General features: G+C 61.9%; 23 protein-coding genes. 15 read left to right on the top strand and 8 right to left on the bottom strand.

Annotated features, from left to right (window positions below; all coding sequences use genetic code 11):
* Nucleotides 1-28 precede the first annotated feature (28 nt).
* A complete protein-coding gene (locus AC3D24_RS22200) occupies nt 29-643 on the top strand; it encodes a hypothetical protein (RefSeq protein ID WP_489033731.1) in 615 nt (204 codons plus the stop codon).
* Nucleotides 644-697: 54 nt separating this feature from the next.
* Entirely contained in the window at nt 698-1,066 is a 369-nt protein-coding gene (locus tag AC3D24_RS22195; RefSeq protein ID WP_489033730.1) for a hypothetical protein, read from the top strand.
* 102 nt (nt 1,067-1,168) lie between these two features.
* On the opposite strand, the gene istB is transcribed toward AC3D24_RS22195, so the two are convergent.
* From istB to AC3D24_RS22180, 3 genes are read right to left on the bottom strand one after another with little or no spacing between them, the layout of a single operon-like run.
* Nucleotides 1,169-1,897 carry an IS21-like element helper ATPase IstB gene (gene istB, locus AC3D24_RS22190; RefSeq protein ID WP_133032303.1) on the bottom strand — a complete coding sequence of 243 codons (729 nt, stop codon included), beginning with the start codon at nt 1,895-1,897 and terminating at the stop codon, nt 1,169-1,171.
* Entirely contained in the window at nt 1,884-3,395 is a 1,512-nt protein-coding gene (istA, locus tag AC3D24_RS22185; RefSeq protein WP_489033809.1) for an IS21 family transposase, read from the bottom strand. The genes istB and istA overlap by 14 nt, the downstream gene beginning before the upstream one ends.
* Nucleotides 3,396-3,433: 38 nt before the next feature.
* Nucleotides 3,434-3,703 (bottom strand): hypothetical protein, encoded by a 270-nt coding sequence (locus AC3D24_RS22180; protein WP_489033729.1) that lies wholly within the window; start codon nt 3,701-3,703, stop codon nt 3,434-3,436.
* A 138-nt stretch (nt 3,704-3,841) separates the two neighbouring features.
* On the opposite strand from AC3D24_RS22180, the gene AC3D24_RS22175 reads away from it, so the two are divergent.
* Nucleotides 3,842-4,168 carry a hypothetical protein gene (locus AC3D24_RS22175; RefSeq protein ID WP_489033727.1) on the top strand — a complete coding sequence of 109 codons (327 nt, stop codon included), beginning with the start codon at nt 3,842-3,844 and terminating at the stop codon, nt 4,166-4,168.
* A 72-nt stretch (nt 4,169-4,240) separates the two neighbouring features.
* Here AC3D24_RS22175 and AC3D24_RS22170 read toward each other — a convergent pair whose 3' ends face one another.
* Nucleotides 4,241-5,440 (bottom strand): IS256 family transposase, encoded by a 1,200-nt coding sequence (locus AC3D24_RS22170; protein WP_489033726.1) that lies wholly within the window; start codon nt 5,438-5,440, stop codon nt 4,241-4,243.
* A 246-nt stretch (nt 5,441-5,686) separates the two neighbouring features.
* Between AC3D24_RS22170 and AC3D24_RS22165 the strand changes: the two genes are divergently transcribed.
* The 4 genes from AC3D24_RS22165 to AC3D24_RS22150 all read left to right on the top strand — a co-directional run bounded on the left by AC3D24_RS22165 (nt 5,687) and on the right by AC3D24_RS22150 (nt 8,508).
* The gene (locus tag AC3D24_RS22165) at nt 5,687-5,884 is read left to right on the top strand and encodes a hypothetical protein (protein ID WP_489033724.1); all 198 of its coding nucleotides are present in this window, start codon (nt 5,687-5,689) and stop codon (nt 5,882-5,884) included.
* Nucleotides 5,874-6,626: a hypothetical protein gene (locus AC3D24_RS22160; protein ID WP_489033722.1), complete on the top strand. Its 753-nt coding sequence runs from the start codon at nt 5,874-5,876 to the stop codon at nt 6,624-6,626. The genes AC3D24_RS22165 and AC3D24_RS22160 overlap by 11 nt, the downstream gene beginning before the upstream one ends.
* Nucleotides 6,627-7,477: 851 nt before the next feature.
* The gene (locus AC3D24_RS22155) at nt 7,478-8,161 is read left to right on the top strand and encodes an AAA family ATPase (RefSeq protein WP_489033721.1); all 684 of its coding nucleotides are present in this window, start codon (nt 7,478-7,480) and stop codon (nt 8,159-8,161) included.
* Complete coding sequence (locus AC3D24_RS22150; protein ID WP_332796250.1) at nt 8,158-8,508, top strand: hypothetical protein; 351 nt, start codon at nt 8,158-8,160, stop codon at nt 8,506-8,508. The genes AC3D24_RS22155 and AC3D24_RS22150 overlap by 4 nt, the downstream gene beginning before the upstream one ends.
* Nucleotides 8,509-8,590: 82 nt before the next feature.
* Here AC3D24_RS22150 and AC3D24_RS22145 read toward each other — a convergent pair whose 3' ends face one another.
* On the bottom strand, nt 8,591-9,694 hold the full coding sequence (locus tag AC3D24_RS22145) for a hypothetical protein (protein ID WP_489033720.1): 1,104 nt from the start codon (nt 9,692-9,694) through the stop codon (nt 8,591-8,593).
* A gap of 138 nt (nt 9,695-9,832) precedes the next feature.
* On the opposite strand from AC3D24_RS22145, the gene AC3D24_RS22140 reads away from it, so the two are divergent.
* Nucleotides 9,833-11,068, top strand: coding sequence for an integrase (locus tag AC3D24_RS22140; protein ID WP_489033718.1), 1,236 nt, complete (start codon nt 9,833-9,835; stop codon nt 11,066-11,068).
* A gap of 481 nt (nt 11,069-11,549) precedes the next feature.
* Here the strand turns inward: AC3D24_RS22140 and AC3D24_RS22135 are convergent, their stop codons facing one another.
* Nucleotides 11,550-13,133 (bottom strand): FAD-dependent monooxygenase, encoded by a 1,584-nt coding sequence (locus AC3D24_RS22135; protein WP_489033717.1) that lies wholly within the window; start codon nt 13,131-13,133, stop codon nt 11,550-11,552.
* Between the two features lie 235 nt (nt 13,134-13,368).
* On the opposite strand from AC3D24_RS22135, the gene AC3D24_RS22130 reads away from it, so the two are divergent.
* Entirely contained in the window at nt 13,369-13,896 is a 528-nt protein-coding gene (locus AC3D24_RS22130; protein ID WP_489033715.1) for a MarR family winged helix-turn-helix transcriptional regulator, read from the top strand.
* A gap of 30 nt (nt 13,897-13,926) precedes the next feature.
* Here the strand turns inward: AC3D24_RS22130 and AC3D24_RS22125 are convergent, their stop codons facing one another.
* Entirely contained in the window at nt 13,927-15,138 is a 1,212-nt protein-coding gene (locus tag AC3D24_RS22125; RefSeq protein WP_489033714.1) for an NAD(P)/FAD-dependent oxidoreductase, read from the bottom strand.
* 168 nt (nt 15,139-15,306) lie between these two features.
* Between AC3D24_RS22125 and AC3D24_RS22120 the strand changes: the two genes are divergently transcribed.
* Genes AC3D24_RS22120 through AC3D24_RS22105 form a run of 4 tightly spaced genes read left to right on the top strand, consistent with a single transcriptional unit; the run spans nt 15,307 to nt 18,256 of the window.
* On the top strand, nt 15,307-16,680 hold the full coding sequence (locus AC3D24_RS22120) for an aromatic ring-hydroxylating oxygenase subunit alpha (RefSeq protein ID WP_489033712.1): 1,374 nt from the start codon (nt 15,307-15,309) through the stop codon (nt 16,678-16,680).
* Nucleotides 16,677-17,492 (top strand): SDR family NAD(P)-dependent oxidoreductase, encoded by an 816-nt coding sequence (locus AC3D24_RS22115; protein WP_489033711.1) that lies wholly within the window; start codon nt 16,677-16,679, stop codon nt 17,490-17,492. Before AC3D24_RS22120 ends, AC3D24_RS22115 begins: the two co-directional genes overlap by 4 nt.
* The gene (locus AC3D24_RS22110) at nt 17,489-18,055 is read left to right on the top strand and encodes a 3-phenylpropionate/cinnamic acid dioxygenase subunit beta (RefSeq protein WP_489033709.1); all 567 of its coding nucleotides are present in this window, start codon (nt 17,489-17,491) and stop codon (nt 18,053-18,055) included. The genes AC3D24_RS22115 and AC3D24_RS22110 overlap by 4 nt, the downstream gene beginning before the upstream one ends.
* 9 nt (nt 18,056-18,064) lie before the next feature.
* Entirely contained in the window at nt 18,065-18,256 is a 192-nt protein-coding gene (locus AC3D24_RS22105) for a hypothetical protein (protein WP_489033708.1), read from the top strand.
* 64 nt (nt 18,257-18,320) lie between these two features.
* Here AC3D24_RS22105 and AC3D24_RS22100 read toward each other — a convergent pair whose 3' ends face one another.
* A complete protein-coding gene (locus AC3D24_RS22100; protein ID WP_489033706.1) occupies nt 18,321-19,097 on the bottom strand; it encodes an IclR family transcriptional regulator in 777 nt (258 codons plus the stop codon).
* Nucleotides 19,098-19,166: 69 nt separating this feature from the next.
* Between AC3D24_RS22100 and AC3D24_RS22095 the strand changes: the two genes are divergently transcribed.
* Together AC3D24_RS22095 and AC3D24_RS22090 are read left to right on the top strand one after the other, a co-directional pair.
* Nucleotides 19,167-19,574 (top strand): hypothetical protein, encoded by a 408-nt coding sequence (locus tag AC3D24_RS22095; RefSeq protein WP_489033705.1) that lies wholly within the window; start codon nt 19,167-19,169, stop codon nt 19,572-19,574.
* Between the two features lie 16 nt (nt 19,575-19,590).
* Nucleotides 19,591-19,908 (top strand): 2Fe-2S iron-sulfur cluster-binding protein, encoded by a 318-nt coding sequence (locus AC3D24_RS22090; RefSeq protein WP_489033704.1) that lies wholly within the window; start codon nt 19,591-19,593, stop codon nt 19,906-19,908.
* Nucleotides 19,909-19,914 lie beyond the last annotated feature (6 nt).

Here is a 19,914-nt window from a genome sequence, read left to right as displayed (position 1 = left end):
CCAAGTCACGCTCGAGAAGAACGACCCGATGATGCAGCGGATGGACCTCGCCTACGCGCTCAACATGCACATGGCGCAGGGCATCACCGTCAACAAAGCCATCACGGTGATGCAGAGCTTCGAGCGCAATCTGTCGAACCAGCGGCTCTTCAACGTCGGTGTCACCCGTATTCGGCTCGACCTGACCATGGTCGTCGACAACCAGCAGAAGCTCGAGATGCAGCTGGATAAAAACCCTGGCGACAAAACCTCATCGCTGGAAAGCCTCGGCCGCCTCGATATCGATGGCGCTGCCGTACAGACCAAGGCTGCCGACGATGCGCTGACGAAGGCGATGGAAAGTCTCGACGAGGCCAGCAGCGAGAAGATCCTGATCGATCCCGCCAGCCTCGACATGACGGACCTTCCACCAATGGGAACGTCGACCACAGGCTATTCCGACCTCAAAAACCTCGATGGGGAAATGCCGTCGATCAAGGACGGCCAGGACGCTGATCGGCGTGATGCTCGCGCCGATCGGAAGGACGACGAGCTCGGCATGCGTCCGCTCGACATGGACGACCTCAGCGCCCTTCCTGCGATGCTGAAATCAAATGATCAGATCCGCGGGCTTCCAGAGAAAAACCTCAGCTTGGATATGTGAGCGCAGACATGACGATGGAAAGCTATCCTCTCTCTCTACAAAGGCCCTCTGACCATGGACAAAAATATCGCGGCTGTGATCGCCTTGCTCGGCGTGTTCATGATTTTGAAGGCGCTAAGTGGCGCTGGCGCTAGCATCGGGAGCAGGCGACCGCTGGCCAAGCGGTTCATGACCCCTCGCGAGCTGGCAATGCTCGATATCCTTGACTGCCTGCCCGAATACCGCTTTCACGCGCAGGTCGCGATGGGTGCGTTGCTGAAGGCCCCTCCCCGACTGATCGGCAAAAGCCATCCTGCTGATCGCAATGCCTTCTCTCAAAAGATCATTGATTTCGTGGCGCAGGATCGAGTGACCTGTCAATCGGCGTCCAAAAAGGACCCCCTATCGGCGTCCAAAAGAGACCCCCTTCGTTGGGCGGCGTGACGGTAACGGACGCGCCGTTCGCGCTGGTTGCGGCGTAGGGCGGGCGTAGCCCGTCCGGAGGCGTAACCAGCGCGAAGCGTTCCTCTGTCGGGTTCCCGAGGGCTAGCTGCGGTGCTTGAAGCGCCAGCTGTCGTTGCCGGTTTCGACGATGTCGCAGTGGTGCGTAATGCGGTCGAGCAGCGCGGTGGTCATCTTGGGGTCGCCAAAAACGGTCGGCCATTCGCCAAAGGCAAGGTTCGTCGTGACGATGACCGAGGTCCGCTCGTAGAGCTTGCTGACCAGGTGGAAGAGCAGCTGCCCGCCCGAGCGGGCGAACGGCAGATAACCAAGCTCGTCGAGCACCACGACCTCGAGGCGTGACAGCTGAGCTGCAAGCGCGCCGGCCTTGCCAAGGCGGGTTTCCTCCTCGAGCCGGTTCACCAGGTCGACCGTGTTGAAGTAGCGGCCGCGGGCGCCGTTTCGCACGACGTTGGCGGTAATGGCGCTGGCGAGGTGCGTCTTGCCGGTGCCCGTACCACCGACGAGCACGATGTTGCGCTGGCCGGCCAGGAAGGAGCCGCTGTGCAGCGAGCGCACCAGGCCTTCGTTGATGGGTGTGCCGTCAAATACGAAGGCGTCGAGGTCCTTCACCGCCGGCAGCTTGGCGGCTGACATCCGGTAGCGGACCGACGCTGCATGGCGATGGGCCGTCTCTGCCCGCAGCAGGTCCGTCAGGATTTCCATTGTCATACGCTTGCGCTGCAGGCCGGTGGTGACCGCCTCGTCGAAGGCACCAGCCATGCCTTTGAGCCCCAACTCGGCCATGGCCGTCATCATCTCATGCCGCTGCATGGAAACCTCGCAGGCTGTCGTAGCGGCCGCAGTCAGCACGAGGCGGATGGCGCAGCGCCAGGTCCTCGGGTGTGGCGATGGCCAACGGTCGTGGCGGCTCGCGCCGACGGGCAAGGATGTTGAGAATGACGTCGTCGCTGGTGATACCGGCCAGCAATGCTTCACGGACGGCCGCCTCGACGAGATCGAGCCCGTCGTCGAGCACCGCTGCAAGCACGCGCACGAACCGCCGGTCTGCATCATCGCCAGCGCCGAGCTTACGCCGCAGTCGTGACAGCGCAGGCGGCAACTCCCAGTCCTGGAATGGCGCGCCGTTACGCAAGGCGCCGGGTTTGGTCACGAGCACCGGCAGATAGTGCCACGGGTCGTAGATGGTGCGGTCGCGACCAAAGAACCGAGGATGGTCGGCGAGTACCTCACCGCCGAGGCGCACGACGATGCGCGTAGCATAGGCACGCACCTGAACCGTGCGCCGCACGGCTTTGGCCGAGACGGAATAGCGGTTGCGGTCGAAGCTTATCAGGCACGTGCCGCTCACCGCATGCTCGCTCTCGTAGAACCCGTCGAAGGGCGCGGCGACCGGCTGGAGCACACCGCGCTCGGCAGCCCATGCCTGGGCGACCGTCAGTTCCTTCTGCTCAGGGTGCTGGTGCAGGTCGGCCCAGCGGCAACATTCCGCCTCCAGCCAGCCGTTCAGCTCCTGGAGGCTGACAAAGCGCAGGCGCGGTTGGAAGAACCGACCGCGTGCCGTCTGGACCTGGTTTTCGACCTGGCCTTTCTCCCAGCCGGCTGCCGGCGAGCATGCGGTCGGCTCGACCATGTAGTGGTTCGCCATGACCAGAAAGCGCCGGTTGAAAACCCGTTCCTTGCCTGTGAACACGCTCGTCACGGCGGTCTTCATGTTGTCGTAGATGCCCCGCGTCGGCACGCCATCGAAGAAGGCGAATGCCCGCGCATGGGCGTCGAACAGCATCTCCTGCGTCTCGCGCGGATAGGCTCGCACGTACATCACCCGCGATGCGCACAGCCGCACATGCGCAACCTTCACCCGCATCGGCTTGCCCGCGATCTCGACGTCTTCGTGGCTCCAGTCGAACTGGTAGGCCTCGCCCGGCCGGAACAGCAGCGGGATGAACGCTGGCGCGTCCATTACGTCGCGACGCCGAGCCTGCCGCCAGCGGGTAGCGTAGCGGCGCACCGCATCGTACGAGCCATCGAACCCCTCGCGCAGCAGCAGATCGTGGACACGCGTAATGCGCACCTTCTCGCGCCGCGGTCGTGCCTCATCCTCTTCCAACAGCACATCGAGCCGCATCTGAAACGGCCCCAATTTTGGCAACGGCTGTACTTCTCGCCGGTACTTGGTGTCCGCCTCCGGCGCCCGGATCGCCCTGCGCACGACACCGCGTGACAAATGCAGGTCTCGCATTATCGCCTTGATGGCTTTGCCCGACGCGTGCTCGCGCCGGATCCTCAATACCGTCTCCAATACCAACATCCCGATCTCGCCGCCTGACATCTGCCAAGCGGACAGCCTTAGACCAACGGAATGAGGGGTCCTTTTTCGACGCCGATCACCCCGCTACCGGGGTCCTTTTTCCACGCCGATCCACACGAGTGACCGGCGCGATCGTCGCGCTGATCGAGGTCGATGACGCGAGCCACAATGCTCAGCGAGACAGCCGGCGCGACGCAATGACGTCCCATGCCGGCTACCGCACAATTCGCATCGGCCGCGCTGTCCAGCCCCGGGTCCACGAGGTTCGGGTCGCAATCGCGCCATTTTTTCAGGCTCACGCCATTCAAGGGAACGCTTCGTCATGAGCATTGCCGTCGTTAGCGTACTTCGTGCTTTCGAGTACAATTGGATGGCCTCGAGACTACGCTTGGTCACCATCAGAGCAGTGTGCTCAACGACACATCGGGAACAGCGGGAGGTGAGACATGGGGCTGGCTGACCGCGACTATATGCGAGCGCCACCCAGGCAACGTGGCCGTACAACCCGTCTCGATGCCGCGCCGACCGACGGTGTCATCTGGGAGGCAACGGTCAATTCTCGGCCTGCAGCCAGCCCGCGACACCGCCATCGCCGCCTGATGGGGCTGGCATTCTGGTTCGCGGGCGGAACTGCCGTCTTCACGGCCCTGTGGGCGATCGCCTGCGCGATGATCGGAGCGCAATGGCACGGCCAAGGCACCACCTTCACGCCGCACACTACGCAAAGCGATTCACATACCGAGGAGGGTAATGATGCAGCACGCCGAAAGTGAACGATCGTGTCCCACCGCGTGGTGTAGCTTCAGCGGCGTAGCCGCTTTGATCTCCGGACATGGCCGGGTCGATCACGCCGCCATGGACGACAACGTGACGGTGGGATCATCGCTCAATTGCGTCACGCTTTCCAGTGTCATGTAACGGCCCCGCTGGACCGCCCACTCGTCATTCTGTTCTAGCAGAATGGCCCCGACCAGCCGGGTGATGGCATCCTCGTTGGGGAAGATGCCGACGACATTGGTGCGTCGCTTGATCTCGCCGTTGAGGCGTTCGAGCGGATTGGTCGAATGTAGTTTGGTGCGATGCTGTGGCGGGAACGACATGTACGCGAGCACGTCCTCCTCGGCAGTGTCCATGAGCTTCGCGAGCTTGGGGACATTGGGCCTGAGCTGATCGGCGACCTTGCGCCACTGACCCTTGGCGGCCTCGGGCGTCTCCTGTGCGTACGCGGTGGCGATGAAGGCCGAGACGACGCGCCGCCCGCTCTTGCCGGCATGGGCCGTAGCGTTGCGCGCGAAATGTACGCGGCACCGCTGCCACGTGGCGCTGAACACGCGTGAGACGGCAGCTTTGATGCCCTCGTGGGCATCCGAGATGATGAGTTTCACGCCGCGTAGGCCTCGCCGCGCGAGGCCGCGGAGGAAGTCTGTCCAGAACGTCTCGGCCTCCGACGCACCGATCGCCATGCCGAGCACCTCGCGCCTGCCGTCACTGTTCACGCCGACCGCAATGGTGACCGCGACCGAGACGATCCGACCAGCCTGACGCACTTTCAGGTACGTCGCGTCGATCCACACGTACGGCCAGTCGCCCTCGATAGGCCGGTCGAGAAACGCCTTCACGCGGACGTCGATCTCCTCGCAAAGGCGGCTTACCTGGCTTTTCGAGATGCCGCTCATACCCATGGCCTTCACCAGGTCGTCGACCGAACGGGTCGAGATGCCTTGGATGTATGCCTCCTGGACGACCGCGGTTAGCGCTTTCTCGGAAAGGCGCCGGGGCTCCAAGAAGGCGGGAAAGTAGCTGCCCGTCCTCAGCTTGGGGATACGCAGTTCAACGGTGCCGGCCCGCGTCTTCCAGTCCCGCTCGCGGTAACCGTTACGTTGCGCGAGGCGGTCACTGCTCTTCTCGCCATAACCCGCGCCGGTCAGGTTGCCGACCTCCAGGTCCATCAGCCGCTGCGCGGCAAAGCCAATCATTTCGCGTAGGAAATCTGCATCCGCGCTCTTTCCCACCAGCGCCTGCAGGTTCATCGTATCGTCGGTCATCGAAGGTCTCCGTTGGTTGAGTCTTGCAACCCAAACCTATCCGAAGATCTTCGATGGCCACCCGTGAACCTGACCGGCCGCTACAGCGCTGGATGATAGCGCGCGGCCGGTCAGCTTCACTACCGCTGAGCTACACCACCAGCGGGGACACGACCAAGTGAACCGTCCTCGGCCGAGCTCCTGACACCCGATGCGCTGTCCGACACGGACTTGGCGGACAGCTTCCGGACTCAGTCATTCCACCTGATGCAAGCGCATCCCATCGCCGCTGCTCATCTTGTCCTCGCAGCCGCCTCGATCGCGCCGACATGTGATGCCGAGCAGGATGTCGCGGACCAATTCTCCTACGTGATCGTCGATTTCGCGCAGCAGCTCGGTGTCCTGCACCGCCGCGCAGTCAACCGGCGAGCCCAGGACGCCAAGAGTGGCGCAAATGGGCATTGATGACCGCGACTACATGCGCGAGCGCTATCGCCAGCGCCAAGGACTCGCCGCTAGAACGACATGGTGGAATGACCGCAAGGGCCGACGGGAGCTTCATGAAGACCGAACGGCGGTGCCGCTTGGAAGCGCTAGCTGGATTGGCGGAGGAGGCAGCGGCACCGGAGTTGGTTGTGGCTGGTTCGATGCCGCAAATCGTGGTTTCGACCATCAGAAGAACCGGTATCGACCTAGGCGCCACAGTCGGACGCACCCAGCGCAAAAATGGATATTCCTGCTATGGGCGATACCGATCCTGATCCCCGCGTATCGTGAGGCAAAACGCTCCGGCTGGATTCCAGACCGCGCCGCGGAGCTGCCCTTCCCCGCGTCCGGGACCGTCACGGTCAATGATAGCGTCGACCCAAAAATGGCAACTTCACAGATCAAGGTGAATGCGGCGCAGGCAAATGCAGTCGTACAGCTGTTCGATCGCGAGACCGATCTGCACGTCATTTCTGTCTATGTGAACCGAAACGAGGACGTATCCGTACGTGTGCCACCCGGCACTTACCGGATGAAGATCATCGAGGGGGACAAGTGGCATGGCCTGACGACGTGGTTCGGTACATCGACCACCTATGAGACTGTGGTGCGACCGATGGTCTTCACACGGCGAACCAGTCGGATGATCGACTTACATCGGTCGCCGGCCGGCAACCTGCACACCAGCATCAACTTTACGAACCCAAAACCGCTCAACTGAACAAGGGGAACACAAATGAATCGGACACTCGCAATCTTTGGGATGCTTGCGATCGCCCTCCCCTCCCCTCGCGACGGCGCAAAAGCTCGTTGAGGGCGGCAGCGGCATTGATGGCGACATGGAGGTGCCTTGCGGCGACCGATCGCTAGGGACAATCGCGCTAAGCTAGAAGCGTACGCGGTGAACCCTGCCGACGGGCTCTTTGCCGTTATGGTGGCTCTAATTTGGGTGGCTGACGCTCAGAGCGGTGAATGCCCGGGTGTTGGCCCCCCCTCCCCCTTTGCTGAAGCTGTTGGTGTCATAGTCGGGCGATCCCCTGCTTGTCGCCTGCGGAGAGGGTTTAGATGGCCTTCAGCGCGAGCGGCAGCTTGCTGCGGGTGGATCGGTCGCTGGCGCAAACAATCAGGCTGCGCTGAAGGCGGCAGATTACATATTGCATGCAAAGCTGCTCTATTCCGACAACGATCCTGGCCGCGGCGGTGGTCGTCTAACTCCAGCAGGCCACAACGTAGGCCAGCGAGGAGGGTGGATATCCGCAGGATATCCGTTTGATTTGGCCACCATAAGGATATCCAGTCAATATTCTTTGGGTGGCGATCGTCTATTGGACACCATATCCATATGCCACCATAGCCATATGCTATCATAGGCATAGGCTACCATATCCATAGGCCAACATATCGATAGGCAACCATATCGGTAGGCGATTCAAAGGCTACCAAAAGGATATCCATCGTATATGTATTGCGCTATTGATAGGGTTTCGATACGCAACCAGCAGCCTATGCATGGCCAATCGATCGCAATAGGCAATTAGTAGCCTAGTAAAATGTTAATGAGGAAACGCAGGCATGCCAGCGATATCAGTAGCAAACCCGAAAGGGGGTGCCGGCAAAACGACCCTTACGTTCATTCTCGCTGGGGAGTTGGCTCGCAGCGGCGCGTCGGTTGTCGTCGTCGATGCTGATCCAAACGCGATCATAGCGAAGTGGGGCGCCAGGCGTACCGCTGAGGGGAGGGCACTTCCGTTTGAGATCGTAGCAAGCCCTAAAGAGTCAGAGCTAGTAAAAGTGCTCGACGCCCTCACAGAGAAGAACGAGTTTGTTTTAATCGATCTTGAGGGGACTGCTTCGCGAATGACATCACGAGCACTTGCCCGCTCTCACTTGGTACTGATTCCGTTCAATCTCTCGCCGATTGACGCAGAATTAGCAGCTAATGCCGTTGGTTTGATACACGAGGAGGCGGAAGCCTTAGGCCGCGTTATTCCGTACCGCCTCGTCCGGAGTCGTGACAACGCGGCGATTGAGACGAAATCTGCGAAACGAATTACCTCAGCAATCAAGGACGCTGATCTACCCTTGCTCAGCAAGGGACTGGTAGAACGAGCGGCTTACCGTGACGTATTCGATTTTGCATCAACATTGGAAGAACTGACCGATGAAAAGACTTCAGGACTTGCGGCAGCCAAACGAAACGCATTCGAAGTTGCGTACGCAGTCGTAGAGGCTGTGCGTGAGGAGACTGACCGATGAGCGGTTATGGGTTCAAGAAGCCTAATGCGGCATCGGCTGACGAAGTCGCCGACAAACTCAATCTTTCCGGCCTCTCGAAAGCGCCCCTTCGTATCGATCGTGTGAGAGAAGAGGAGGCAGTTGCGCGTGGCGCTGCAATGGGGTTCGTCGATCGCGCCCAGGGGGAGGGCGAGAGTGTCTCAGCTCGACCTAGCCGACGTCGGCGGGAAACCGTCGCTCAGGGAAATCTCTTTATTAAGGGTCCACAAGAAACACTCGACTGGTTCGTTGAATTTACCAACCAGCGTGGTCACCGTTCTTATTGGCAGGCACTTGAGGAACTGAGGGCACTTACCGCAAAGGGTTAGGATCTTCTAGGCACCGAGCCTCCTGCAAGTAAGGCAAGCGAACGGGCTAATAATCTTCCTGGGTATCCAAAAATCGCACTGGCTAGTTTCGTTTATCGAGACCCCGTGCGAGGAGGCGGTCAATCTCTGCCATTGCGATATCAAGATCCGCAGCCGCTGTACAAAGCGGACCGTGATCGAGGGATGCAGACGGCAACGGAGACGAACCGGGGAGGGCAGGGGATACCAAACCTCCCGTTTCGAGCCCAACGAGTCTCGCAGCAGCAAGCGCGCGCGCCTGGATATCGGCACCGGCGCGCGACAAGCTAAGTGCGCGCATGAGCTGCTTGCGCGTGGTCGGACCGAGCGCCGCCAAAAGCGTCCAAGCCTCAAACGCACGGGCGTTGCGGGATAAGCCGGCGAGGGCCTCACGACCGCTACCCAACACCGACTCTATGCGCTCCAAGTTCGTGAACGCGGCCAACGCTTCATGCGTGCTATGGTCGACGAGCGCGGCAGCCCGCTGGGCATCCGTGACATCGAGGCGAAAGACCGTGCGCGGGACTATCCCGGTAACCTGTGGGACGATGCCGCGTGCAACAAGCACAAGGTTCAGGGCCCAGCATCCGGCCGGCTCGGACGCAATGTAATGCCGCATCGATCGGGAGGGCAGGGGGAGTAGCGCCTCGTGCCCAGAGCTTTCGGCGAAGTCCGGCGCGCGGATCAAAACGTCGACCGCGACCGCAGCGCGCGCCAGCCCATGGAGCGGATGATCCGGACCGGCTTCTGCCAGTCCGCAGGCACCGGTGAGGGGGCCACGAGCAGCCGCCTGCGCCAAGGCGTCCTGGGCGGCGTTGAGCAATGCCAGCGCATCGACCTCGAACCCGCGCGTCGCGTTGACCATGCGAACGACCATCGTTGCAGCGTCGGCAATCGGTGGCACCCCGTGTGCAGCAAGCCAGAGCACGACGGCGTCGCGGCGGGGGTCGTCGGTCAGGAGGATCGAGAGGGCGTCAGTAGAAGGCTGGTGGGCAGGGCCGACGTTGCCAATGCCGGCATCGCGTCGATACGCGCGCCACGCGTCAGCCACGGTGGCGAGGCTCGCAACCTTACGGATTTCCGGGGAGGCAAAGCGAATTGCACCCGCCAGTCGACCGAGCGCGTAGCCCAGAGAAGTATGATCAATGAACGTCATTGCGCCCACCATATGCTAGCAATCGCGCGATCGCTAGGCAGCTCTATGTATCATGTATACGAACTTGCCATAATCGGACATTATGGTAACTACAGCGATGTGCTACGAAGGCGGAATGCAGGGTAAATCGGACCAGCGGGCAGGTTCCGCATGAGCGAAATCGTCGTCCATCGCACCGACGGGGAGGGGCTGCCGGTCCGCGCGCGGCGCGGGATCGTCGAGCCGATCGATGTCCGCGTTACCCGGTTGCTGGGTCTTGCGCTGCCGGCTGAAGGTGTCCCGGTCAGCGAGATCGGTTTTGCGGCGCAGCTCGGCGCTATGGCAGCGGCGAGCAAGGCGGCGCTGGCGTCGGACCTGGCCTGCTATCTGCGTTGGTGTGAGAACATCCGTGTCGCCCCGCTGCCCGCAGAGCCCGAAAACCTGGTCCGCTACATCGCCATGCTCGAGGCGCGCGGCGCCAAGCCCGCGACGATCGCCCGGCGGGTTGCCAGTCTCGCCACGGCACACGGCCTGTCAGGTCTGCAGGAGAGGGGACATGCGCCCACCAGCGACGTCATGGTCCGCGCCGCCCTCAAGGGCCTGCGCCGACGGCGTGGCGCTGCCCAGCGCCAGGCGGCTCCGTTGCGCTTCGGGGCCTCGCTAGATCCCCATACCAAGGGGTTCACGCTTACTGCCTTGCTCGGCGCCTGTGGCGGCGATCTGCAGGGCTTGCGCGACGCAGCGCTGCTGTCGCTCGGCTATGACGCGGGACTGCGCGTCAGCGAGCTTGTGGCGGTCACCGTCGCGCATATCGATCCGCACAGCGATGGGTCGGCGCTGCTGTTCATTCCGTCGTCGAAAACCGATCAGGAAGGGCAGGGGGCCTGGGGGTGGCTGTCGGCCGATACGATGCGCCGCGTTGGCGCCTGGCTGGTCGCGAGCGCCATCACAGACGGGCCGGTCTTCCGCCGCGTCGGGGTCGATCGGCGTCGCGTACGCGCGGCGGTTCCGCCGATGGCGTACGAGGCGATCCCCGGGCACACGCGGCACTGGCAGGAGAAGCTCCGTGGCAAGAAGGCGGAGCCCGCGCGTACGGTCTACACCGTCGGCACGGCCTCGCTTAGCCGCCAAGGGGTCAACGGCATCTATCGGCGCGTGGCGCTGAACGCGTTCGATCAGGGGCTGGTCGAGATGCCGATCGCGAAGGTCGAGGAGGCGGCGCGTGCCCTGTCGAGCCACTCGCTGCGCGTAGGTCTCACACAGGATTTGTTTGCGGCCGGCGAAGATGGTGTCGGGATCGCGCAGGCGCTGCGGTGGTCATCACCATCGACAGCGTTGCGCTACGGGCGGAAACTTGCTGCCCGCAGCAACGTCGCTGCGCGGGTTTTGTCACGAATCAGAAGCTGAGTAACACCTCGAGCACAAACTTGTTCGTAGTCTTACTCGCCATGGCTCCGCCTTCTCAGAAGTTGGTGCCTCCGATAAACCCAGGGCGGTTCAGTGCCCGCGCAGCGTAGATGAGCAAGGTACGCAGATAGGATTTGCCGGCTTGGATATTCCGAGTAGCCGAGCCTTGCCGGCAGTGGTGTGCTGTAGGGGAACAAGACCGAGCCCCGCGCCAGATCGCGGGCTTTGGCCAAGCTGCTCGCATTCCCACGGCCGCGACCAAAGCAATTACATTTTGAACCCGATGCCAAGGATTGAGTTCCACCGTCGCGTGGTGGGATCATTACGCGCGAGTGCAGCGAATTTTCCATTCAGTGCTTCGATCTTTCTGTGCCTCGTCCATTCGTCCCGCGGTTCGCTGACGAGTTGATGCAGCCGCGTTGACAGAACCTCACTGTCAGAACCTCGTGCATCACGAGCGGCAACCACAAAAGACCTCAGCCTAGGAATATCCGACGCACCGACAGAGTATATTGAAGTAATCGCTTAATGCCGCATCTCCGGTCCAACTTACAAAGCCATCGGGTCGTACCAATATCAGGCTGCTCCTGTAATGTTGGGCAAGATCCCGATCATCCGTTGAGAAAATGGTCAGGGGAATATTTTGGTCGATCGCGGCGCGGCGGAACCCATCCTCGGTCGTTGCGTCGGCATTCAACGACAGCAGCGTGAAATCGTCGCCAAGTGCATCATGTACGGAGCCGCCGAACGCAAGAGCGCCGGGCGCGAGATGATGCCCCGCCACGGCCTTGAACTGGTGGTGGCCAACGGCGCTGCTCGGTGTCGCTGCATCGCCAAAAACGACAGGCGAACCGAAATAATGTGGCTCGAAACGGTCAACCTCATCGACGGCAGCAAATCCGCGTTTCATCCATTCCGAGGCAAAGCGTGCCGGATCGACAGCCGGATCGAAGGTGTCCAGGAACTGACGGTCGGTATTGATCGACCTTTCGATAAAATCGTTCGCTGTCGACACGAAGACTGCGTGGCGTTCCGCGTGATAGCTATCGAGCAATGCCGACCCGGCCCATCCTTGCAGCGTCGCCGCAAGCTTCCAGCCTAGGTTCCTTGCGTCTTCGAACCCGGTATTGATGCCGTATCCACCATAGGGCGGGTGACTATGCGCCGCGTCGCCCGCAACGAACATGCCGTTCCGACCATATGCGTCCGCCGTCGCAAAACGCAGGTCCCAGAAACCGACATGCTCCATTTCGACGTCGAATGTGGCGCCAACGGTGTCGTGGAGCATGGCGATGAAGTCAAAGTCGCCATCGCGTGCCGAGTGCGGCACTGGGGCATGGAAGAACCATCGATCCTCGAGGTCGACCCGACCAAGAAACAGCCAATAGCCTTTTTGCGCCGGTTGCAGGACGTTGAAGTAGAGTTTGTCGTCGAACCGCGCCAGCAAACGCGTCAATTCGGAGGACCGGAAAACGAGCAGCGCCATCAGTCGATCATGGTCGGACAACGTCTGTTCGATGCCCGCCGCCTTCCGGACAACGGAGCGACTGCCGTCGCAGCCTACGACATAGCGAGCAGTCACGTCGCTCGCCTGGCCTGCACGGTCCGTCGCGGTGACCCGCACCGCACCGCTGTCGGCAACGGCGTCCGTCACCGTGCTTCCGTAGATGATCTCGACGGAAGGCAACTGCGCGGCACGTGAGCGCAGCACGGCCTCGGTCGCATATTGCGGCAGCCTTTCATTGGCCCGGCTGTAGAAACCGCTGACCAGCGCTCGCTTGAGCCATTCGTAATGATGTCCGCTCAGCAAGGTGCCATACGCCGTCAGCCCGCCGCCGCCCGCCGTCGCTGGAATCGTGCGCGCGGCGCGCAGTGCGTTTTCGGCTCCCCAGGCATGCATGTGCTCCATGGTCCGCTGCGTGAGATTCTGGCCCTTGGGTATCGGCTGCGGGGTTGGGTAGCGCTCGATTACGACCGTTCGCACGCCGCGTTGTCCCAGCTCGATGGCGAGACCCATTCCTACCGGGCCACCGCCCGCGATAACCACCTCAGTATCGGTTCGCATCTGATTCACCTAATTAGACAGACGTCTGCCTATTATCGATGTGGGCGACAGGCTGTCAAGTTGAGCGGATCGCCAGACATCAGCCTGGGTGATAGCGATGGACCGAAAAATTTCGTAAACATGCGGCGTTTGTCTCGGGGTCACCATCAATGCGGAAAGTTGTCGTCGTCATTCAAACTCGGGTAGATCCTGGGGAAGCGAGACGCTTGCGTTTGATCTTGGCAGTTCGTCCGCGATGACGAATGAGACGATAGGCTCCCCTGTCGACCTGGAGGCACTGTGGGGGCGTCCCGGATTTCTAATCCGCCGAGCGCATCAACTTGCGCAGGCGTTGTTCCTGGAAGAAATGGGCGATTTAGGCGTCACGCCCACCCAGTACGGGATCATGCGTATTCTTTCGGTGTGTCCGGGCGTGGATCAGATTGGCGTAGCGAAACTGCTAGGGCAAGATCGCTCGACGACCGCCTTCGTGCTCGATAAACTCGTACTGGACGGACTGGTCGAACGCCGCGCAAATCCATCCGATCGTCGCCGGCGCGAACTCGCGTTGACCGTCCGCGGGAGCGATGTGCTCGGCACGCTTGCGGACCGGGTGCGCCGGGCTCAGGAGAAACTCGTCTCGCCGCTTTCGGCCGCCGACGCCGAGCAGCTTCTCGCACTCCTGCGCAAACTGGTGGACGCTTTCAATGACGTCGCTCGTACGCCGCTGGACCCAACGGCGGTGGAGCGCATGGCTATTGGTCCTAGAACAAAGGCGACGTGATTCCGTCACCTCGCGACGCCCTGTTCCCGGCTAGGCCGGAAATCGATAACCGTGTTGCGTCGGGTCGATCGTACCGCCTTCGGCCAGTATCTTCTTGGCCTGGACGAACGACTTCGGTGCGTTGACGCAATCGACTGCGAGAAGCTGTTCGCCGTCCAGATACGCCACGGCAAAGCTGCGGCTTGCCGGATCGCCCGATACCAGCGTGCGATCATAGCCGATGTTGATCCCGGCGGTCTGCAACTTCAGATCGAACTGGTTCGACCAGAACCACGGCACGGGTTCGGCATCCGGCGTGACGCCCATGATATCGGCGGCGGTCGCCTGGGCCATCACGCTGGCGTTCTGCACCGACTCGATGCGCATCCTTTCGATCCTCGCATACGCGCTGGCCCGCGTGGCGCAGTCGCCGATCGCGTAGATGTCCGGCAACGACGTGCGGCCCATCCCGTCGACGATCGCGGCGGCGTCGCACGATGCGCCCGCGTCGCGCAAAGGGCCGACCGACGGCACGATGCCGATACCGACGATGACCATGTCGGCCGCGATCGTCTCGCCGTCCTCGAGTTCGACGGCGGACACGTGATTGCCCGTCGCAACCAGCCGCGTGACCGAGGCTCCGGTACGGATGTCGATGCCGTGCGCGCGATGCTCTGCTGCGTAGAAGGTCGCGATCTCGTTGCCGCAGACGCGTGCGAGCAGCCGGTCCTGCGCCTCCAGCAGGGTCACCGCCTTGCCAAACTTGCTAAGCACGGCGGCCGCTTCCATCCCGATGAAGCCGCCGCCGACGATGACCACGGTCCGCACCTCGGGCAGTTCGGCAAGCAACCGGTCGACGTCGGCGCGCGTGCGTACCGAATGGACGCCGACCAGATCATGACCGGCACAGTCGAGGCGGCGCGCGCTGCCGCCCGTCGCCCAGACCAGCGTTCCATAGTCCATCGTCGTCGCATCGTCGAAGACGACCGCTCGTGCATCCGGATCGACCCGTACCGCGCGCATGCCCGCGCTGACCGCGATATCCCGATCGGTCCAGAACGAGGGGGGGCGCAGCAGCATGCGCTCGAACGGGCGCGTGCCCGATAGGTAATCTTTGCTGAGCGGCGGGCGCTCATACGGAGGATTGGGATCCTCGCCCGTGAGGCCGATCGTCCCGGGGAAACCGCGTTGGCGCAGCGCAATCGCGACCTGCGCGCCCGCATGACCCGAGCCGACGATCAGCACATCCTGATGAATAGGCATATTTTCCACCTTCTCGGTTCGTCCCGGTCGCTGGTCGACCGGGCGCGGATTGCATCGTCGGCGAACAAGCCGGCCCGCAGGCGATTGACATAAAACCAAATAAAAGTCATTTTGTAAATGAGACATATGTCCGCTGTACGGACAATCAAGTGAAAGGAGTTTTTGCGCATGAGCGATACGCAGATCATGGTGGATGTCCGTAACGGTGCCATCAGTCGCGAAATCTTCGTCGACGCAGACATCTATCGTCGCGAACTTGAAACGGTTTTTGCGCGGGCTTGGCTGTTCATCGGACACGAGAGCCAGATCCCGAATGCCGGCGATTTCTATACCTCGCGAATGGGCGAGGAGTCCGTGATCCTGTGTCGCGACAAGAAGGGTGAGGTTCATGTCTTTCTGAATTCATGCCGTCACCGCGGCATGAAGGTGTGTCGCTACGACAAGGGTAATACCTCGCTCTTTACCTGCCCGTATCATAGCTGGAGCTACACGACGGAGGGCAAGCTGCAGGGTGTGCCGCAGTACCGCACGCTCTACGAGGGATCGCTGAACCGCGAAGATTTCTCGCTGATCGAGGTTGCCCGGCTGAAGGTTTACAAGGGTACGGTCTGGGCGAGCTGGGACAAGGACGCGCCGGACTTCGAGACATACATGGGCGATGCGCTGATCCATCTCGATCAGGTGCTTGATTGCCGCGATGGCCGCCCCGGTGGATCCGAGGTTATCGGCGTTCACAAATGGATGGTTCCCGCGAACTGGAAGTTCGCATCCGAGAATTTCCTCGGCGACACCTATCACAATCCAAGCCACCGCTCGGTCGACCTGATCGGCATCGGGCCGGGTTCAAAGGGTGGCGCAGCCGGACGTCGCAACGATGCCGAGCTCGAAAAGGCGCAGCACGTCTGGGTCAGCTTCCCACAAGGACATGGCGTTCACAGCGCCATGGCCGGCGAGCAGAACGAATATTCCAGTTCGTACACGAGCGACCCCGAGATCGACGAGTACTTCCGCGACGCGCATGAGCAGCGCAAGGAGAGGCTGGGCGAGGGCGCGCGGCTTCTGCCGTTTACCGGAACGCTTTTCCCGAACACATCCTATCACGGACGCCAGCCACGCGGGCTGTGCGTATGGCATCCGCAGAGCCCGACCGAAACCGAGGCATGGCGCTTCTTCCTGGTCGATGCGGATGCACCGGCGAAGGTGAAGGATTACCTGCGCCACTATTACATGCGCTATTCCGGACCGGCCGGCATGACCGAGCAGGACGACATGGAGAACTGGCTCTACGCAACGCGTGCGAGCACGGGCACGATCGCGCGGCGTCACCCGTTCAATTATGCACAATCTATCGACAAGTTCACTAGGAACGGGCCGGTCGCGGGCGATGTGAGTTTCCAGATTACCGAGCAGAACGCGCGCAATTATTATCAGCGCTGGGCAACGTATCTGGAAGGCGCGGACTGGAATACCCTGCTAGGCGCAAGCAACACGTCGGCCGCGCCAGATGCGCTGAAAGACGGTGTGGTGGAGGCCGCGGTTTGACGCGTCCCGTTGCCATCGTCAGCGGCGGCACGTTTGGCCTTGGTCGCGATATCACCGTGAATCTGGCGCGGCGCGGCTACGGCGTCGTTGCGTTCGGGCTTGAGGCGCAACAGGTCTCGAGCACCGCCGCCGGTGGTATCGCGGGTACGCGCGCGTTGCTCGAGGCGGAAGGGCTCGACGCCATCCTGCTCGACGCCGACGTCTCCGACGAAGCCGCCGTCGCCGCCGTCGCCAGTCGGGCGCTCGACAGCTTCGGCCGGATCGATGCGCTGGTCGCCAACGCGGCGATCGGACCGCTCGGCACGGTAATCGACACGCCGCCGGCGCTGTGGGACCGCATCTTTGCGGTCAACGTCCGCGGCACATATCTGTCCTCCCGTTCGGTCATCCCCGCCATGCGCGATCAGGGCGGCGGATCGATCGTGATCGTCGGCTCCGGTGCGGCCTGGGGCAAGCCCAACATGGCAGCCTATGCCGCATCGAAGGGCGCACTCGCGACGCTGGCCCAAGCCATGGCCTATGATCATTTCCACGATCATATCCGCGTGAATACCGTAATTCCAGGCGGCGGCGGCATCGTCAGCGGCATGAGCGTTGGCCGGGTCGGCGGCGATCCGCGCAACCTCTCGATCGATGTCCCCGGCACTGCAGCCGGACGCGTTGCGACAGGCAGCGATCTTGCTGCTGCGGTCGCCTTTCTCCTGTCAGACGACGCCGCAGCGATCTCCGGCACCGTGATCGATGTCGGCTGCTTTTCCCATCAGGGTGGACCGGTACCGCGCCGACCAGCCCAGCAAGGATCGAACGCATGAGCGAGACTCTTCCGGATACGCCCCAGGCGTCCAGCCTGGCACGCCTATTGTTGAAGGCCGAGGTCGAGGAATTCCTGTACCGAGAGGCCGATCTGCTCGACCGTCGCCGGTTCACGGAATGGCTGGACCTGCTGGCGGAAGACATCACCTATTTCATGCCGCTGCGGCAGAACGTGAAATTCGGCCAGCACGATGAACGTGAGAACACCCGACTTGGCGAAGGCATCAGCTGGTTTGACGAGGACAAGTGGACCCTGACGAAGCGTGTTGAGCAGATACTGACTGGAGTGCATTACGCAGAAGAGCCGCTGTCGCGTATCTGCCACATGGTGTCGAACGTGCGTGTCATCGATACGCAGGGCGATCCGGTAAGGCCCGATGCCGTCACCGTACAGTGTCGCTTCCTGGTCTACCAGAACAGGGTCGAGCGCGAGAATTATACGTTCATCGGCAGGCGAACGGATGAACTGCGGCGGACTGGCGATAGCTGGCAGATCGCCAGGCGTGAGATCATTCTTGATCAGAATGTTCTTCTCGCAAAGAACCTCACGGCGTTTTTCTAAGGAATTATCATGATCGATGTCATGCCTATTACCGGCGGCACGAAACTGAAGCTCGCCAACGGCGCGCTTGCCGAGGTCGTCGAGAATATGAACGACGGCCAGTGGCTGATGATCCGCTACCTCGCCGCGCGCGACGAGGCGCTTATCGGCGAGGAAGAGCTTTGCCATGCGTCCGACGTCGTGGCGTTCGATGAGGCTTAAGGTCTCGCCTTCCGGACCGGTTCACGCGCAGGGCGTGCGGCACGCCCCGTCGGGCAATCGGCTGTCAGGCAGTCGGCGGCCCTCCCAGATCCGCCGAGAGCCGGCGCGCCGCATCGCGCAACTGTGCGATCCGCATGTCCAGTCCGTCGTCGCCGATCCGTGCCTCGGGACCGAACAATGCAAGCGATCCGAACACCTTGCGGTTATGATCGAAGACCGGCGCGGCGATCGAGGCCGCGCCCCGGTAGATTGCGCCGTGGCTGATCGCATAACCTGCGGCCTGAGCGGCGACGAGTTCGGCGGCGGTGATCCGCGGTTTATCCTCCGGCGTCGTCTGCTTCGCCAGCGCCAGCGCCTCGTCGCGATCCATCCAGGCGAGGATCGCGATCCCGCTTGCTCCATGGAAGCCATCGGTCAGTTCGCCGATGCCGCGCGACATCGAAAGCGCGTGGCGGCTCTTGGATTCGAGCACGCAGAATTGCCGTCCGTCGCGCACTTCGAACAGGGCGCAAGTCTCGCCGGTGGCGTCGCGCAACGCCTGCATGATCGGCTGTGCGACGACATCAATCGTCAACTGGTCCGCCCAGGAGCGGCCCAATCTGGCGACCATCCGGCCGAGCCGGAAGCGTTGCGGGCTACCCTCCACATGCAGCATTTCGGCGGCGACCAGCGTGTCGAGCAGGCGGTACAGCGTCGGTCGGCTGAGCGGGACGCTTCGCTTAATGTCCGCGACCGTCAAAGGGCCGGAGGCGTCGACGAAACTCTTCAGGATATCGACCGCACGGAACACGGACCTAACGTTTCCGGCACCGGCTTCCGCCTCGATTTCTGTTTCGCTCATGTCGTTCTTCCTAGGGACGCCCGTTCGCGGTGTCCACGAATGCCCTTTGTACGGCAAAAGGAGTAAATCATGCTTCGGTACGGCTTCTTGCCCAGCGATTTCCATCCCCAGTTCCTGATCCTCGGCGAGCGCGACGACGTCGCTGTACTGGCAGGAACCCTCAGGCGGTTTGCCGCGGATTCCGCGACCATCACGATCGAGCACGACGCGGCCGCCGATGACGAGCGGAACGTTACGCTCGAACTTCGATCGGCGTCATCGTCGGTCGACGGATTGGTACAGGGAGCGTCGCCGGGCGATTTTGCCTGGGTGTTGGACGGCGCCATTGCGGAAGCTTTCGCCGACATGATCGACGAGATGCTCGTGTCGGAGGATCCCGCGGGCTCGATGATCCTGGAGGTCGCCGGCACCGCGAACATCCCCGTCAAGGTTTCCTATGGCGAGTTCACCGACGATTTCCTGATCAACGACTTTTGATGTCACGGAGAGTAAAATGACGACGATTACCTATCGCCGCGACGGCAAGGATACGTCGCTGGACGCTAATGACGGCGACAGCGTGATGTTCACCGCCGTTCAGCAGGGCGTAGGCGGCATCGTTGGCGAATGTGGCGGCGTCCTCTCATGCGCGACCTGCCACGTCTATGTCGACCCCGAATGGTTAGGCCAAGTGGGTCCTCCGGGGGCTGACGAGGAGGACATGCTGGAGGCCACCGCCGCCGAACGGCGGCCGAACAGCAGGCTGTCATGCCAGATCGAAGTCCAACCAGAGCTTGCGGGGCTGATCGTCGAGATACCGACCGAGCAATAGTACCGG

Source organism: Sphingomonas sp. SL1004, assembly GCF_057815015.1.
This window is presented reverse-complemented; position numbering and strand designations above follow the sequence as displayed.

Excerpts from the sequence above, each read along its gene's own strand:
- AC3D24_RS22200 (WP_489033731.1), top strand. The coding sequence starts at position 29 with ATGATGCAGCGGATGGACCTCGCCTACGCGCTCAACATGCACATGGCG.
- AC3D24_RS22195 (WP_489033730.1), top strand. The coding sequence starts at position 698 with ATGGACAAAAATATCGCGGCTGTGATCGCCTTGCTCGGCGTGTTCATG.
- istB (WP_133032303.1), bottom strand. The coding sequence starts at position 1,897 with ATGCAGCGGCATGAGATGATGACGGCCATGGCCGAGTTGGGGCTCAAA.
- istA (WP_489033809.1), bottom strand. The coding sequence starts at position 3,395 with ATGTTGGTATTGGAGACGGTATTGAGGATCCGGCGCGAGCACGCGTCG.
- AC3D24_RS22175 (WP_489033727.1), top strand. The coding sequence starts at position 3,842 with ATGGGGCTGGCTGACCGCGACTATATGCGAGCGCCACCCAGGCAACGT.
- AC3D24_RS22170 (WP_489033726.1), bottom strand. The coding sequence starts at position 5,440 with ATGACCGACGATACGATGAACCTGCAGGCGCTGGTGGGAAAGAGCGCG.
- AC3D24_RS22165 (WP_489033724.1), top strand. The coding sequence starts at position 5,687 with ATGCAAGCGCATCCCATCGCCGCTGCTCATCTTGTCCTCGCAGCCGCC.
- AC3D24_RS22160 (WP_489033722.1), top strand. The coding sequence starts at position 5,874 with ATGGGCATTGATGACCGCGACTACATGCGCGAGCGCTATCGCCAGCGC.
- AC3D24_RS22155 (WP_489033721.1), top strand. The coding sequence starts at position 7,478 with ATGCCAGCGATATCAGTAGCAAACCCGAAAGGGGGTGCCGGCAAAACG.
- AC3D24_RS22150 (WP_332796250.1), top strand. The coding sequence starts at position 8,158 with ATGAGCGGTTATGGGTTCAAGAAGCCTAATGCGGCATCGGCTGACGAA.
- AC3D24_RS22145 (WP_489033720.1), bottom strand. The coding sequence starts at position 9,694 with ATGGTGGGCGCAATGACGTTCATTGATCATACTTCTCTGGGCTACGCG.
- AC3D24_RS22140 (WP_489033718.1), top strand. The coding sequence starts at position 9,833 with ATGAGCGAAATCGTCGTCCATCGCACCGACGGGGAGGGGCTGCCGGTC.
- AC3D24_RS22135 (WP_489033717.1), bottom strand. The coding sequence starts at position 13,133 with ATGCGAACCGATACTGAGGTGGTTATCGCGGGCGGTGGCCCGGTAGGA.
- AC3D24_RS22130 (WP_489033715.1), top strand. The coding sequence starts at position 13,369 with ATGACGAATGAGACGATAGGCTCCCCTGTCGACCTGGAGGCACTGTGG.
- AC3D24_RS22125 (WP_489033714.1), bottom strand. The coding sequence starts at position 15,138 with ATGCCTATTCATCAGGATGTGCTGATCGTCGGCTCGGGTCATGCGGGC.
- AC3D24_RS22120 (WP_489033712.1), top strand. The coding sequence starts at position 15,307 with ATGAGCGATACGCAGATCATGGTGGATGTCCGTAACGGTGCCATCAGT.
- AC3D24_RS22110 (WP_489033709.1), top strand. The coding sequence starts at position 17,489 with ATGAGCGAGACTCTTCCGGATACGCCCCAGGCGTCCAGCCTGGCACGC.
- AC3D24_RS22105 (WP_489033708.1), top strand. The coding sequence starts at position 18,065 with ATGATCGATGTCATGCCTATTACCGGCGGCACGAAACTGAAGCTCGCC.
- AC3D24_RS22100 (WP_489033706.1), bottom strand. The coding sequence starts at position 19,097 with ATGAGCGAAACAGAAATCGAGGCGGAAGCCGGTGCCGGAAACGTTAGG.
- AC3D24_RS22095 (WP_489033705.1), top strand. The coding sequence starts at position 19,167 with ATGCTTCGGTACGGCTTCTTGCCCAGCGATTTCCATCCCCAGTTCCTG.
- AC3D24_RS22090 (WP_489033704.1), top strand. The coding sequence starts at position 19,591 with ATGACGACGATTACCTATCGCCGCGACGGCAAGGATACGTCGCTGGAC.